This is a genomic window from Pseudomonas putida, from assembly GCF_002741075.1.
Lineage (GTDB): Bacteria > Pseudomonadota > Gammaproteobacteria > Pseudomonadales > Pseudomonadaceae > Aquipseudomonas > Aquipseudomonas putida_T.
This window is the reverse complement of the sequence record NZ_CP016634.1, coordinates 3,872,843-3,887,801: the sequence shown is the minus strand read 5'-3', so window position 1 is coordinate 3,887,801 and position 14,959 is coordinate 3,872,843. Positions and strand designations below refer to the sequence as shown.

General features: G+C 62.8%; 12 protein-coding genes. 5 read left to right on the top strand and 7 right to left on the bottom strand.

Translation table 11 applies throughout. The features are described from left to right. Positions 1-177 precede the first annotated feature (177 nt). Both IEC33019_RS18235 and IEC33019_RS18230 read left to right on the top strand, forming a co-directional pair. Positions 178-1,733 (top strand): IS3 family transposase gene (locus tag IEC33019_RS18235; RefSeq protein ID WP_099593264.1). Its coding sequence is split into 2 segments (ribosomal slippage): positions 178-643 and positions 643-1,733, totalling 1,557 coding nucleotides; the frame shifts between segments, so codons are not numbered across the junction. An 87-nt stretch (positions 1,734-1,820) separates the two neighbouring features. Beyond that, complete coding sequence (locus IEC33019_RS18230) at positions 1,821-3,068, top strand: IS256 family transposase (RefSeq protein WP_099593825.1); 1,248 nt, start codon at positions 1,821-1,823, stop codon at positions 3,066-3,068. Between the two features lie 127 nt (positions 3,069-3,195). On the opposite strand, the gene IEC33019_RS18225 is transcribed toward IEC33019_RS18230, so the two are convergent. Then, entirely contained in the window at positions 3,196-3,837 is a 642-nt protein-coding gene (locus tag IEC33019_RS18225) for a TetR/AcrR family transcriptional regulator (RefSeq protein WP_070094148.1), read from the bottom strand. A 169-nt stretch (positions 3,838-4,006) separates the two neighbouring features. Between IEC33019_RS18225 and IEC33019_RS18220 the strand changes: the two genes are divergently transcribed. Both IEC33019_RS18220 and IEC33019_RS18215 read left to right on the top strand, forming a co-directional pair. Then, positions 4,007-5,107, top strand: coding sequence for an efflux RND transporter periplasmic adaptor subunit (locus IEC33019_RS18220; protein ID WP_070094147.1), 1,101 nt, complete (start codon positions 4,007-4,009; stop codon positions 5,105-5,107). A gap of 6 nt (positions 5,108-5,113) precedes the next feature. Then, entirely contained in the window at positions 5,114-8,167 is a 3,054-nt protein-coding gene (locus IEC33019_RS18215; protein ID WP_070094146.1) for an efflux RND transporter permease subunit, read from the top strand. Positions 8,168-8,287: 120 nt separating this feature from the next. Here IEC33019_RS18215 and IEC33019_RS18210 read toward each other — a convergent pair whose 3' ends face one another. From IEC33019_RS18210 to plsB, 3 genes are all read right to left on the bottom strand, one after another. Next, positions 8,288-8,977 carry a DUF4197 domain-containing protein gene (locus IEC33019_RS18210; protein WP_070094145.1) on the bottom strand — a complete coding sequence of 230 codons (690 nt, stop codon included), beginning with the start codon at positions 8,975-8,977 and terminating at the stop codon, positions 8,288-8,290. A gap of 35 nt (positions 8,978-9,012) precedes the next feature. Continuing rightward, on the bottom strand, positions 9,013-9,411 hold the full coding sequence (locus tag IEC33019_RS18205) for a YbaY family lipoprotein (protein WP_070094144.1): 399 nt from the start codon (positions 9,409-9,411) through the stop codon (positions 9,013-9,015). Positions 9,412-9,565: 154 nt separating this feature from the next. Continuing rightward, a complete protein-coding gene (gene plsB, locus IEC33019_RS18200; protein WP_070094143.1) occupies positions 9,566-12,052 on the bottom strand; it encodes a glycerol-3-phosphate 1-O-acyltransferase PlsB in 2,487 nt (828 codons plus the stop codon). Between the two features lie 231 nt (positions 12,053-12,283). Here plsB and IEC33019_RS18195 point away from each other — a divergent pair, with 231 nt between their 5' ends. Continuing rightward, complete coding sequence (locus tag IEC33019_RS18195; protein WP_011535295.1) at positions 12,284-12,493, top strand: cold-shock protein; 210 nt, start codon at positions 12,284-12,286, stop codon at positions 12,491-12,493. 69 nt (positions 12,494-12,562) lie between these two features. On the opposite strand, the gene IEC33019_RS18190 is transcribed toward IEC33019_RS18195, so the two are convergent. Genes IEC33019_RS18190 through dapE form a run of 3 tightly spaced genes read right to left on the bottom strand, consistent with a single transcriptional unit; the run spans position 12,563 to position 14,923 of the window. After that, entirely contained in the window at positions 12,563-12,940 is a 378-nt protein-coding gene (locus IEC33019_RS18190) for a hypothetical protein (protein ID WP_070094142.1), read from the bottom strand. Between the two features lie 19 nt (positions 12,941-12,959). After that, a complete protein-coding gene (locus IEC33019_RS18185) occupies positions 12,960-13,772 on the bottom strand; it encodes a putative RNA methyltransferase (protein WP_070094141.1) in 813 nt (270 codons plus the stop codon). Beyond that, positions 13,772-14,923, bottom strand: coding sequence for a succinyl-diaminopimelate desuccinylase (gene dapE / locus IEC33019_RS18180; protein WP_070094140.1), 1,152 nt, complete (start codon positions 14,921-14,923; stop codon positions 13,772-13,774). Before dapE ends, IEC33019_RS18185 begins: the two co-directional genes overlap by 1 nt. Positions 14,924-14,959: the final 36 nt, after the last annotated feature.

Here is a 14,959-nt window from a genome sequence, read left to right as displayed (position 1 = left end):
ACGCCCTCCATCGAATGAGACGGGCGACAACTATCCTGACATGGAGGGAAGAAGAGCAAAAGTAGGTCGCCGTAAAGGCGAAAAGCCCGGTGGCGGAGGGTGCCCCCGGTGTCAGGATAGTTGTCGCCTCACCAGACTTACCTGAAACCATACCCCGGGGGCGGCAAGAGAGCCGTTGTGCCGTACTATTCCTCTGAGCGCAAAACCGAACTGCTCAAGATGCTGGGCCCTCCACTCAACCTGACGATGGCCGAAGTCGCCAGGCGCGAGGGCGTTACTGAAATGTCGCTGTATACCTGGCGCAAACGAGCCAGTGCCGAAGGATGTGTGGTGGTGACCGATCCCAAACACCCGACCGAGAGTTGGTCGGCAGAAATGAAATTCGCGGCTGTCGCCGAATGTGCCAGCTTGTCCGAGATTGAACTGGGTGAATACTGCCGCCGCAAAGGCTTATATCCCGAGCAGATTGCTGCCTGGCGGCAAGCCTTCCTGAGTGGGATGGCCTCTCAAAAAGCGCAGCCCAAGGTCGATCGGGAGCAGGCCCGCCAAGATCAGAAACGCATCAAGCAGCTTGAGCGCGAACTGCGCCGCAAGGATAAGGCGCTGGCTGAAACAGCCGCGTTACTGGTGCTGCGAAAAAAGCTCAACGACTACTGGGGAGTAGACGACGAGGACAATTGACCGCTCTGCCGGAACGGCAACTGCTAGTGGCGTGGCTGACAGAAGCGATCAATGCCGGCGCTCGAAAATCGGTGGCGTGCCAAGAAGTTGGATTGACGCTCAGAACGTTGCAGCGCTGGACTGAAACCCAGGAAATACTGGCGGATGCTCGCACTACCACCGCTCGTGCAGCCCCGGCCAATGCGCTGGACGAGCATGAACGGAAAGTAATTCTCAACCTGTGCAACAGCGCCGAATATGCTCACTTGCCACCCAGCCAGATCGTGCCGAGGCTGGCCGATAGGCAGATCTACGTAGGCTCGGAGTCAACGTTCTATCGTGTGCTTCGAGCTGCCGGGCAGAGGCAGCACCGAGGACGCGCTCAGCGCCCTGGACGTAATGCCGAGCCAACAACGCATGCGGCTCATGCGCCGAATCGTGTGTGGTCGTGGGATATCACGTACCTGCCGTCTTCGGTGCGTGGAAAGTACTACTACCTGTACCTGATCGAGGATATTTACAGCCGCAAGAGCGTCGGCTGGGAGGTGCATGAGGATGAGGACGGCGCCAAGGCCGCAGTGTTGCTGCAAAGGAGCGTGATCAGCGAACAATGCCTGAGAGAGCCCTTGGTACTGCACTCGGACAACGGCGCGCCAATGAAGTCGACCACTTTGCTGAGCAAGATGTATGAGTTAGGCATTACGCCATCGAGGGGCAGGCCGCGTGTCAGCAATGACAATCCGTATTCGGAGGCTCTTTTTAGAACGCTGAAGTACTGTCCGCAATGGCCGGCCAAGGGTTTCGAGACCCTGGATGCTGCAAGATGTTGGGTGCGTGATTTTATCCGTTGGTACAACCACGAACACCGGCACAGCCGGATCCGCTTCGTCACACCGGCAGAGCGTCATCGTGGTCAGGATAGGCAAATCCTTGCCCTGCGCCATGAGCTGTATGAGCAGGCTCGATGCAGGAATCCAGAGCGATGGTCAGGACGCACCCGTAACTGGGAGCCAATTGGGACGGTGCTGTTGAACCCTGATCGGGATCAACAGCACGAGAAGCAAGCTGCATAGCTGGATGGTTGACGCGACAACTACCTTGAAAAACGCCGGGTGTCAGAAATTTTGTGTTCGGGCATAACATGAGTAAGAGGTGCATGTATGCCAACCAAAAAGAAACCCCTGCGTGACCTGCCCAAAATCCCCAAAGAGCTGCTGGAGCAATTCGGCGAGGGCTTGATGACCGCAGAAGCTATCGAGGATGCCTCTGCGGCGTTCAAGAAGGCCCTGATCGAACGTGCTCTGCATGCCGAGCTTGGCCACCACCTAGGTTATCCGCCGGGCGCGCAGCGCCCAGAGGATGAAACCAACCAGCGTAACGGCAAGAGTGGCAAGACGGTTTTGACCGGGGATGGCCCGTTGCGGCTGGAGATCCCTCGCGATCGAGACGGAAGTTTTGCGCCCATTCTGATCCCCAAGCATGAGCGCCGTTACACCGGATTCGATGACAAAATCATCGCCATGTACGCCCGTGGAATGACGGTCAGAGAGATCCGGGCCTTCCTGTCAGAGCAGTATGGAACCGACGTTTCACCCGATTTCATCAGCTCTGTAACAGACGAGGTCATGGAAGAGATTGGCGCGTGGCAGCAGCGGCCGCTGGAGCCGATGTACCCGGTCATTTTCTTCGATGCGCTGCGGGTAAAGATCCGCGAAGAAGGCCTGGTGCGCAACAAGGCCATTTACCTGGCACTGGGCGTTCTACCCGACGGGACGCGCGATATTCTGGGTATCTGGATCGAAAACACCGAAGGTGCGAAGTTCTGGATGAAGGTCTTTAACGATCTCAAGACGCGTGGTGTCGAGGACGTACTGATTGCTGTGACCGATGGCCTCAAAGGCATGCCAGAAGCCCTCAGCGCAGTATTTCCAGAGACGACGCTGCAGACGTGCATCGTGCACCTGATCCGCAACAGTCTCGACTTCGCGGCCTGGGACAAGCGCCGGGCACTGGCCAAGGCGCTGAAGCCGATTTACCAGGCTATCAATGCAGAAGCGGCTGAGCAGGCATTGGATGAGTTTGAAAACGGGCCCTGGGGCAAGCAGTATCCAACGGTCGTTGCGGCCTGGAGACGCGCCTGGGATCGAGTGATTCCCTTCTTTGTCTTCCCGCCAGCCATCCGGAAAGTGATCTACACCACCAACGCCATCGAGAGTATCAATGCCCAGCTGCGCAAGATCATCAAGACCCGAGGCCATTTCCCGAACGACGACGCAGCCACCAAGCTGATCTGGCTGGGGCTGCGAAACATCACGGCGAACTGGGGCTCAGCGGCGCATGATTGGAAAAGCGCGATGAATCAATTTGCGATTCTGTACGGAGATCGATTCATCAGGCCAACCTGGTGAGAATCAGGGCCTGCCTAACGGCAGGCCGTTACCGGCCCGCACACAAAAAATCTGACACTTCCCGGTGGCGCCACCACCAACACCGGATATTCACGCAACCTGAAAGCCCAAGCCCAAGCCCAACCCCTTAAACCCGATACCCCCGCATGAACAACCCAACCACCTCCCGCACATGCGCCTCCGCCTCATCCCCCCTCAACGCTGGCGCGCACCCCAGCAGCAACCGATAATCCGGCGCGCCCTTCACCAGACAGAAGAAATGCTCAGCCGCCCGCAACGGATTGTCGATCGCCAACAACCCCCGCTGCGCGACACCACGCAGCAGTGCTTCCATCCCCGCCAGCACTCGCTTGGGCCCCGCCTCCCAGAAGTATTCGCCGAACCCAGGGTCCTGGTTCCCCAGGGCAATGATCAACCGACTCAACTTCACCGACTCGTCACTGCTGATCAACGCCTGGAACCCCCGCGCGATGTTCAGCAGCACCTGTTCCAGCGGCACGTCCTCGGGCAGCTCGAAGATCAGGTCAGGCAGTTGGGTCTGACACGTCGCCATGACGGCCGAACCGAACAGCGTCTGCTTGTCGTTGAAATGGCTGTAGACCGTGAGTTTTGAAACACCTGCCGCCGCAGCGACCGCATCCATGCTGGTGTTGGCATAGCCAAGGCTCAGAAACAGGGTCTTGGCGGCTTCGAGGATGGCCTCGCGCTTGGCCAGGTCCTTGGGTCGGCCAGGGCCAGTGGGTGCGTCGTTGGACATGGGAATCCGCATCGTGATGAAAAGAGCCCCATCTTAACGGGTCGCGGCCCATCCGGCTGCTACGGGCGTCATGTCGTCGATACGTTTTCTCTGCACTGCCCGCTTCCCGACCCCGAGGTCCTAACTTAATATACTCGCCAGTATAAATATTCGAGACGCGCCTCGCGAAAGGATATCCATCATGTTGCGTCATGCCTTGCCCATCGTTTTACCCGCTACCCTGGCGCTACTGCTGGTCGCCTGTGGTCAGGAGGCCGCAGCCCCTGCGGCGCCGCGTCCGGCTCTGGTGATCCAGCCTCAGCCAGCAGTCGCTTCGGCCGACAGTTATCCCGGCGAGGTGCGGGCTCGCTTCGAACCGGAGCTGGCCTTTCGCATTGGCGGCAAGGTGAGCAAGCGTCTGGTGGAAGAGGGGCAGCGGGTCAAGGCCGACCAGCCGCTGGCCGAGCTCGATCCACAGGACGTCCGCCTGCAACTGGAGGCCAACCGCGCCCAGCTCGCAGCCGCCGAAGCCAACCTGGCCCTGGTACGGGCCGAGCGCGATCGCTACCAGAAGTTGCTGGAGCGCCAGATGGTCAGCCGCTCTCAGTATGACAACGCCGAGAACCTCTACCGGGCAGGTCAGGCGCGCCTCAAGCAGGCCAAGGCGGAATTCGACGTCGCCGGCAACCAGGCCGAGTACGCCGTGCTGCGTGCACCCCAGGCGGGGGTGATCGCCAAGCGCCAGGTTGAAGTGGGCCAGGTGGTCTCGCCTGGTCAGACGGTGTTCACTTTGGCCGCCGATGGCGAGCGGGAAGTGCTCATCGGTCTGCCGGAGCAGCAGTTCGCCCGCTTCGGCGTGGGGCAAGCGGTGAGCGTGGAACTGTGGTCGCATCCGAACGCGCGCTATCCGGGGCGCATCCGTGAGCTGTCTCCGGCGGCCGACCCGCGCTCGCGCACCTACGCCGCACGGATTGCCTTCACCACCTCCAGCACGCCAGCCGAGCTGGGGCAGAGCGCCCGCGTGTTCATTGCCCACGCCGAACGCGCGCCGCTGTCGGTACCGCTTTCGGCGGTCACGGCCGAACAGGGCCAGGCCTACGTCTGGCGCATCGGCAAGGACAACCGCCTCGAGCGTGCGGTGGTGCGCCTGGGCCCCTATGGCGATGACAGCGTGCCGGTGCTCGAAGGCCTGGAGGCGGATGACTGGGTGGTGGCCGCAGGGGGGCATGTGTTGCGTGAGGGCCAGCAAGTCCGGCCCGTGGACCGTTCCAACCGTGATGTGAACCTGGTGACCAAGGAGTAAGTCCCGATGGGTTTCAACCTTTCCGCCTGGGCCTTGCGCAACCGGCAGATCGTGCTGTTCCTGATGATCCTCCTGGCCGCTATTGGCGTGATGTCTTACACAAAACTGGGACAAAGCGAGGATCCACCCTTCACGTTCAAGGCCATGGTCATCCGTACGATCTGGCCGGGAGCCACCGCCGAGGAGGTGTCCCGGCAGGTCACCGAGCGCATCGAGAAGAAACTGATGGAAACCGGCGAGTACGAGCGGATCGTGTCGTTCTCGCGCCCAGGTGAGTCCCAAGTGACGTTCATGGCCCGGGACTCCATGCGCTCCGATGCCATTCCCGAGCTGTGGTACCAGATCCGCAAGAAGGTCGCGGACATTCGCCATACCTTGCCACCCGAGGTTCAGGGGCCGTTCTTCAACGATGAATTCGGTACTACCTTCGGCAACATCTATGCACTGACAGGCCCAGGTTTCGACTATGCCGTGCTCAAGGACTACGCCGACCGAATCCAGATCCAACTGCAGCGGGTCAAGGACGTGGGCAAGGTCGAGCTGATCGGCCTGCAGGACGAAAAGATCTGGATCGAGCTTTCGAACCTCAAGCTGGCCACCTTAGGCGTGCCGTTGCAGGCGGTGCAGCAGGCGCTGAGCGAGCAGAACGCAGTGAGCACCGCAGGCTTCTTCGAGACCCCGAGCGAGCGGCTGCAACTGCGCGTCAGCGGGCGTTTCGACAGCGTCGAGCAGATTCGTCAGTTCCCGATCCGTGTGGGTGATCGTACGTTCCGCATCGGGGATGTGGCCGAGGTGCATCGCGGCTTCAACGACCCACCTGCGCCTCGCATGCGCTTCATGGGCGAGGATGCCATCGGCCTGGCGGTCTCGATGAAGGACGGTGGCGACATCCTGGTGCTGGGCAAGGCCCTGGAGGGTGAGTTCGCCCGCCTGGCACGCAACCTGCCGGCGGGCATGGAACTGCGCAAGGTGTCGGATCAGCCTGCCGCGGTGAAGGCCGGGGTGGGAGAGTTCGTCCAGGTGCTGGTCGAGGCCCTGGCCATCGTGCTGCTGGTGAGTTTCTTCTCCCTGGGCCTGCGCACCGGGCTGGTGGTGGCCCTGGCCATTCCGCTGGTGCTGGCCATGACCTTCGCCACGATGCACTACTTCGGCATCGGCCTGCACAAGATCTCTCTCGGGGCACTGGTGCTGGCATTGGGGCTATTGGTGGATGACGCGATCATTGCCGTGGAGATGATGGCCATAAAAATGGAGCAGGGCTTCGACCGGCTCAAGGCCGCGAGCTATGCCTGGTCGAGCACGGCGTTTCCGATGCTCACCGGCACCTTGATCACGGCGGCGGGCTTTTTGCCGATCGCCACGGCGGCCTCCAGTACCGGCGAATACACCCGTTCGATCTTCCAGGTGGTGACCATCGCCTTGCTGACGTCGTGGGTGGCCGCAGTGGTCTTCGTGCCCTACCTGGGCGATCGTCTGCTGCCAGATCTGGCCAAGCGTCACGCCGACGGCGGGCATGGCCCGGACCCGTATGGCACACCGTTCTACCAGCGCGTGCGCCGTGTGGTGGAGTGGTGTGTACGTCGGCGCAAGACGGTGATCGTGCTGACGGGGGTGGCCTTCGTCGGCAGCATCCTGCTGTTCCGCTTCGTGCCCCAGCAGTTCTTCCCGGCTTCGGGGCGGCCTGAGCTGATGGTCGACCTCAAGCTCACCGAAGGCGCCTCACTGGCCAACACGACCGAGCAGGTCAAGCGCCTGGAGGCGCTGCTCAAGCAACAGGAAGGCGTCGCCAACTATGTGGCCTATATCGGCACGGGTTCGCCGCGATTCTATCTGCCGTTGGACCAGCAACTGCCTGCGGCGAGCTTTGCCCAGTTCGTGGTCCTGGCCGAGAACCTGCAAGCGCGGGAAGCCCTGCGCAGCTGGCTGATCGCAACACTGGATGCACAGTTCCCTGAGCTGCGGGGGCGGGTCACCCGCCTGGAGAACGGCCCGCCGGTGGGCTACCCGGTGCAGTTTCGGGTGACGGGCGAGCATATCGAGAAGGTCCGAGCCTTGGCGCGGCAAGTGGCGGTCAAGGTGCGCGAGAATCCCCATGTGGTGAACGTGCACCTCGATTGGGAGGAGCCGAGCAAGGCGGTGTTCCTCGAGATCGACCAGGACCGTGCCCGCGCCCTGGGGGTGAGCACCGCGCACCTGTCGAACTTCTTGCGCAGCTCACTGACCGGCACGACGGTCAGCCAGTACCGAGAAGACAACGAACTGATCGAGATCCTGCTGCGCGGCACCGACCAGGAACGCCGCGAGCTGGGCAACCTCGGCAGTCTGGCGTTGCCCACCGACAATGGCCAGAGCGTGGCGCTGTCCCAGGTGGCGACCTTGGAATACGGCTTTGAAGAAGGGGTGATCTGGCACCGCAACCGTCTGCCCACAGTGACCGTGCGCGCCGACATCTACGACAAGGAGCAGCCCGCGACGCTGGTGAAGCAGATCCTGCCGACCTTGCAACCGGTGCGCGATGCCCTGCCAGAGGGTTACCTGCTGGAAGTCGGTGGCGCGGTGGAGGATTCCGAGCGCGGCCAGCGTTCGGTGAACGCGGGTATGCCGCTGTTCATCGTGGTGGTGCTGACGTTGCTGATGGTGCAGTTGCGCAGTTTCTCGCGCACGGTGATGGTGTTCCTCACCGCGCCCTTGGGGCTGATCGGCGTGACCCTGTTCCTGTTGGTGTTCCGCCAGCCCTTTGGCTTCGTTGCCATGCTCGGCACCATCGCCCTGGCGGGAATGATCATGCGCAACTCGGTGATCCTCGTGGACCAGATCGAACAGGACATCGCGGCGGGGCTGGATCGCTGGCAGGCGATCATCGAAGCCACAGTGCGGCGCTTCCGACCGATCGTGCTCACGGCCCTGGCGGCGGTGCTGGCGATGATCCCGCTGTCGCGCAGCGTGTTCTACGGGCCGATGGCGGTGGCGATCATGGGCGGGTTGATCGTGGCGACCGCGCTGACGCTGTTGTTCCTGCCGGCGCTCTATGCGGCGTGGTTCAGGGTCAGGAAGGGCTGAAGATCGAGGGGGAGGGCTTTGCCCTCCATTCGCGGGTAACCCGCCCACAGGGATTGCGTAAGTCTTTAGCGCGGCGCAATCCCTATGAGCAGCCCTAAGCCCTCACATTGCAGTGCGCGGTCAGAGGGCGCCGAAGACCTTCTTGGCCAGGCTGGTCGCGGCCTGTGCCGGGTTCTGGCGAATGCTCTGCTCCTGTTTGCCGATCATCTCGAACAGGCCATCGAGCGCTTTCTCGGTCACGTAGTTCTCGATGCTCGCGCTCTTGGCGTCCACCACGCCCAGGGCCACGGCCTGGCCAGCGAAGTTGTTGTACTGCTGCGCCAGGCCAACCTTGTCGGTGGCTTGCTTGACGATCGGCAGGAACTTGGCGCGGATCTCTTCACGGCTGCTCTTGTTCAGGTACTGGGTGGCCGAGTCCTGGCCGCCGCTCAAGATATCCTTGGCGTCGGTCACGGTCATCTTCTTGACCGCGTCGACCAGGATCGCCTGGGCCTGCGGCACTGCCGCTTCGGCTGCTTTGTTCATGCTGTTTTCCAGGGCTTCGACCTGCTCGCCCTTGCCGAACATCTTCATGGCCTTGGCGGCCTTGCCGAGGTTACCTGGCAACTCGATGCGCACATCCGGGTTGTTGCTGAAGCCGCCAGGGGTGCTCAGTTGCTTGACGGCGATCTGGGCGCCTTGGGTCAGGGCGTCCTTCAGGCCGCCGGTGGCGTCTTTCTGACTCAGGTCGCCGAGCGACAGGGCCAGTGCGCTGGCCGACAGCAGCAGGCCGGCGCACAGGGTGGTGAAGCGCAGGGAGGTGCGAATCATGTTGGGTATTTCCTTATAGCTGGGAGAGGGCGGGCTCAGCGCACCGGGTCGACCTTGATGCGCACAGGCTGCGGATCACTGCCGTCGAGGTTCACGCCGTGGTGCTCGGTATTGATGAACAGCAGCTTGCCATCCAGTTCGATGCGCGCGCTGACCGCATAGCGGTGGCCGGTTTTGATCTGGGTAGGGTCGTAGGTGAGGTGGAACGGCAGCGGGACATTGCCCTTCACTGGGCCGGCCTGGTTGGCCAGGGTCACCGCGGGGGCGTCCATCAGCGAGACATCCTGCAGGCTCACGCTGAGGGTGGCCGCTGGCGGCAGGGCCATGCGCTGCAGATAGAAGACTTCGCCATCCAGGCTGGCCTGGTGGGAGGGGGTGTTGCTGGTGCAGGCTGCGAGCAGGGATACGCCACACAGCATGAAGCGTTTTTTCATGGAATCTCCGGAGTCCTTGGCGTTGGCTTTTGGCCAACCTCAAGGACTTTAGCGGATTTTTCCGCAGGATTCAGCGTTGGCGCCGCCATGCAGCTGTAGGAGCGGCCTTATGTCGCGAAAGGGCCGCGCAGCGACCCCATGACTTGATTCGGCCTCAGGCCGATGCCAATTCCACCGATTCATCGCGATGCAGCGCCACCTGGCGGATCGAAAGGCGCAACTCGGCCGACAGCACACGCTTGGCCACGCCCTCGGCCAGTTCGGCGAGCTTGTCGTGATAGCCCAGCTTGCCCTGACTGTCGGGGCGCAGCACATCCTGGCTGATCAAGGTCTGGATGAAATGGCGGAACAGCGTCTTGTCGAAGAACTCCGGGGCGTTCAGGCCATGCAAGATCGAGAGGCGCTGGGCCATCATCACACACAGGTCTTCCAGCTCCTCGGCGCTCAGGGTGTTCTGGCCACTGTTGAGCAGCAAGGACGTGGCCATATAGAAGCGCTGCAACGTCTGGGTGATGGTCCGTGCCAGCAGCGTCAACAGCACGAACTGCCGCGAACTGGGGGCCGGGCGCAGGTAGACGCCGTTCTCCAGGCGCAGCAGCCCTTGCCCCACCAGCGCATCGAGCCACGGGTCGATGACGTCGTCCAGTTGCTCGGGTGTCCAGCGCAGGAACAATTCGGCCTGCAGGTAGGGATACAGCGCCCTGACGTACTGGCCGACCAGTTCGCGGCTCATGCGCGAGCTGCTCAGGAAGAAGCTTGCCAGCAAGGCCGGCAGGGCGAAGATGTGCAGGACATTGTTGCGGTAGTAGGTCATCAACACCGCATTGGCTTCATCCAGGTAAAGGATGCGGCCCAGGGCGTCGTTTTGCTCCGAGAGCAGGTCCATGCCCCTGACATGCTCGATCAAGGCCGAGCCGTCACCCTCCGGCAGGGTGGTGTGAGGCGAGTAGGGCACCTGGCGGAGCAGGGCCAGGTAAAGGTCCAGCACCCGGGTCAGGGCGCGTTCGTCCAGGGCCAGTCGGCTGGTGGACAGCAGCGCCAGGGCCACCAGGTTGACCGGGTTGATCGCCGCCGCCTCATTCAGGTGGCGGGCCACGGTCTCGCCTAGGCGGGTGGTGGTTTCGTTCAGCCAGGCCGGGCGGAACTGCGGGCCCAGGGCCTGCTCGCGCCAGCCGGGCTGCTGCTGGTCGAGGAAGGCGTTGAGGCGGATCGGTTCACCGAAGTTGACATAGACCTGGCCGAAACGCTGCTTGAGGGCGCCGATGACCTTGAAGATGTCGAAGATCGACTCCTTCTTCTTGCTCGCCCCGCGCAGCTCGCCCAGGTAGGTACGGCCTTCGAGCACGCGCTCGTAGCCGATGTACACCGGCACGAAGACGATCGGCGTGCGCGATGAGCGCAGGAAGCTGCGCAAGGTGATGGCCAGCATCCCGGTGCGCGGCTGCAACATGCGCCCGGTGCGCGAGCGCCCGCCCTCGACGAAGTACTCCACCGGGAAGCCCTTGGTGAACAAGGTGTGCAGGTACTCGTTGAACACCGCTGTGTACAGCGGGTTGCCTTTGAAGGTCCGGCGCATGAAGAAGGCGCCGCCACGGCGCAGCAAGCCGCCGATCACCGGCATGTTGAGATTGATGCCGGCGGCGATGTGCGGGGGCGTGAGGCCGTTGCGGAACAATAGGTACGACAGCAGCAGGTAGTCGATATGGCTGCGGTGGCACGGGACGTAGATCACCTCGTGCCCCGGAGCGATGCCTTGAACCTGCTCGATGTGGTTGACCTTGATGCCGTCGTAGATTTTGTTCCAGAACCAGCTGAGCACCACCTCGAGGAAGCGGATCGCCGTGTAGGTGTAGTCCGAGGCGATTTCGTTGCCGTACCGCAGAGCCTGGGCTTCTGCCTTGGCGTAGGGAATCTTCTCTCGCTCGGCTTCGTCGCTGATCGCCTGGCGCACCAACGGGTCATGGACCAAGCCTTTGACCAGGTTGCGCCGGTGGGAAATGTCCGGGCCGATGACGGCGGTTTTGAGGTTGCGAAAATGCACGCGCATGATGCGCTGGGCCATGCGCACGGTGCGCTCGTGGCCTTTGTTGTGCTGGACCAGCTCGCGCAGGTGGATCGGCGCGGAAAACTGCACACGGGTCTTGCGCCCCAGGATCAGCACGGTGAGCAAACGGCGCAGGCGCCCGGTGACCGCCCAGCTGTCGGCGAACAGCAGTTTCCAGGGGCTGGACTCGCTGGCCGGCGACTGGCCCCAGAACACGCTGACCGGAATGATCTGCGCATCTTCCTCGGGGTGCTGGCTTACGGCGCCGACCAGACGCTCCAGGGTCGGAGGCGCGCCGCGTTTGTCGTGGCGGCCGAGCCAGTCCGGGTCAGGCGTCAGGTAGAAGAAGGCCGCAGGCTCTTGCAGCGAGCCGACGGTGACAGGCAGCACGGGACGTGGCAGTCCCGCCTTGGTGCATTCGCGATCGACGACGGCAAGGTCCGTCAGCGAGGGCGAAGGCAGTGCATAGAACACCGGGCGACTGCGGTCGAGCTTGAGGGACAGGGACGACTGGTTGATGGTCTCGGAGCGCACCCACAGGTACAACAGGCGACGCAAGGCGCCGAAGATCATTCGGCGCAGGGGGGAACGGGTCATGGGTGTGTGCCCTGGGTGAGATTTTTAAGTGACATTCGAGGCAGTAAGTCTGCCGTATCTGTGCAAGTTCGGCAAAATTCGCCAATTCGACGCCCAGTCATGAAATTTTTTTGTTCGGTGTCATATACTCGGTCCGCTGCTTGCAAGATATTTCTGCGAGCTGCGTCGGCACGAGGTGGTGACCTCGTGCTTGCAAGGCGATCTTCAAAATAAAAATCCGGAGTAGTTCAGATGTCGTCTCGTGAGACTGGGAATGTGAAGTGGTTCAACGATGCCAAGGGTTATGGCTTCATTCAGCGCGAAGGTGGTGCGGATGTCTTCGTCCACTATCGTGCTATCCGCGGTGAGGGGCATCGCACCCTGGTCGAGGGACAGCAAGTGGAATATGCACTCGTGCAGGGCCAGAAAGGCCTGCAGGCTGAGGACGTCGTCGGTCTGTGACCGCCGTCTGAAGCGATAAGCTTCAAGCTGCAAGCTGTCCGTGGAGCTTGCAGCTTGTCGCCAGAAACGTCAGTGGGTGCGCCAGGTGATTTCCTGTTCACCGTCGGCGCTGATGCGGATCCAGCGATCGGCATCTTCTTCACCATCTTCCTCGGCCCAACTGCCCGGCGCGCAGCGCACTTCAACGCCCAGTGCCGCATAGGCGGCGCGAGCACAGGCGATGTCGTCGTCCCATGGTGTCTGGTCGCTTTCGAGGAACAGGCTGTTCCATTTCCCCACAGCCTTGGGTACCCAGGTGACCGGAATGTTACCGGCCATGCATTTCCAGGTCTGGCCACGTTGCTGCCATTCGCTGCAAGCGCCCAGTGCCTGGCTGAGCCATTCGGCCACTTGCTTGTGGTCGACGTCGGTGTCCTTGAGGTAGATCTCGATATCGGGTTGGCGCATAAAAAGGCTCCGGGTGTGCTCAGTCTTGGCGCACGAAATAGTCATAACGCATGGAAACCGTCACGTCGAACGGCTCGGGCTGCTCAATCACCCGCGCGCGTCTTTCGGCGCTGGCGCGCCAGCCATGGGGGGTCATGGCCAGCAGGTCGGCGCGGGCCTTGGGCTCGACCAGGCTCAGGCGAAACTCCAGCACTTCGCCATGGGCGTGATGCATGCCGTCCGGGACCAAGGCCAAGTGTTTATCATCGGTGTAAGGGCGTACTTCATCGTAGAGCACCTGGCGCAGCTCCATCAGGTGGCCGCTGGTCGGTCCCACCCGCATCAGACCGCCACCGGGGCTGAGCAGGCGCTTGGCCTCCTGCCAGTCCAGTGGACTGAACACGCTGGCGATGAACTGGCAGCTGGCATCGAGCAGAGGCACGCGGGCCATGCTCGCGACCATCCAGGTCACCTGGGGGGCGCGACGGCAGGCGCGCTTGACGGCCTCGCGGGAGATATCCAGCGCATAGCCTTGGGCCTGCGGCAACGCCTGGGCGATCTGCGCGGTGTAATAGCCTTCGCCGCAACCGATGTCGAGCCAGGCGCCAGGATGGCGTTCGGCGGCCAGTTCAGCCAGGCGTCGCGCGACCGGCGCGTAGTGGCCGGCGTCGAGGAAGTCGCGTCGGGCTTGGACCATCGCCTGGTTGTCGCCTGGGTCGCGGCTGTTCTTGTGCTGCACCGGCAGCAGGTTCAGGTAGCCTTGACGGGCGCGGTCGAAGCGGTGCCCGGCGGGGCACGCGACGCCGTTGTCGAGCCGTGTCAAGGCAGCCTGGCAGAGGGGGCAGGCGAGCATCAGGCGAGCAACCGTACCAGGGTCTGGTAGTAGATTTCGGTCAGCAGGTCGAGGTCACTGGCCAGGATGCGTTCGTCTACCTGGTGGATGGTCGCATTGACCGGGCCCAGCTCGACCACTTGAGTGCCCATGGTGGCGATGAAGCGGCCGTCGGAGGTGCCGCCGCTGGTCGACGGCTGGGTCTCGCGGCCGGTGACGGCCTTGATGCTCGAAGACACCGCGTCGAGCAGCTCACCCGGTTCGGTCAGGAAGGGCAGGCCCGACAATGCCCAGTCGATGCTCCAATCCAGCTGATGCTTGTCGAGGATCGCCGCCACACGCGCCTGGAGGCCTTCGACCGTGGATTCGGTGGAGAAGCGGAAGTTGAACAGCGCGGTCAGCTCGCCTGGCACCACGTTGGTGGCGCCGGTACCGGAGTTGAGGTTGGAGATCTGGAAACTGGTCGGCGGGAAGAACGCATTGCCTTCGTCCCAGTGCTCGGCGGCCAGTTCTGCCAGGGCCGGCGCGGCCAGGTGGATCGGGTTGCGCGCCAGGTGTGGGTAGGCCACGTGGCCCTGCTTGCCGCGCACGGTCAGCTTGGCGCCGAGCGAGCCGCGACGGCCGTTCTTCACGACATCGCCCAGCAGGCTGGTGCTGGAAGGTTCGCCCACGATGCACCAGTCCAGGCGCTCGTTGCGCGCCTTCAGGCGTTCGACCACGGCCTTGGTGCCATGGTGCGCCGGGCCTTCCTCGTCGCTGGTGATCAGGAAGGCGACCTTGCCGCGGTGGTTCGGGTAGTCCCGCACGAAGCGTTCGCTGGCCACCACCATCGAGGCCAGGCTGCCTTTCATGTCTGCTGCGCCACGGCCGCAGAGCATGCCATCGGCATCGATCAGGGCTTCGAAGGGCTCATGTTGCCAGGCTTGCACGGGGCCGGTTGGGACCACATCGGTGTGGCCGGCAAAGCACAGCACCGGGCCTTCCTGGTTGCCGTGGGTGGCCCAGAAGTTGTCCACGTCCTCGATACGCATCGGTTCGAGCTCGAAGCCGACGGCGCCCAGGCGCTGCATCATCCGGGCCTGGCAGTCGGCATCGACGGGAGTGACCGAGGGGCGACGGATCAGGTCGCAGGCCAGTTGAAGGGTGGGCGAAAGCTCGGCTGGGGCCGTCATGAAGGACTCCGGGGGCAAGGCGGGCGGGAAAACAGG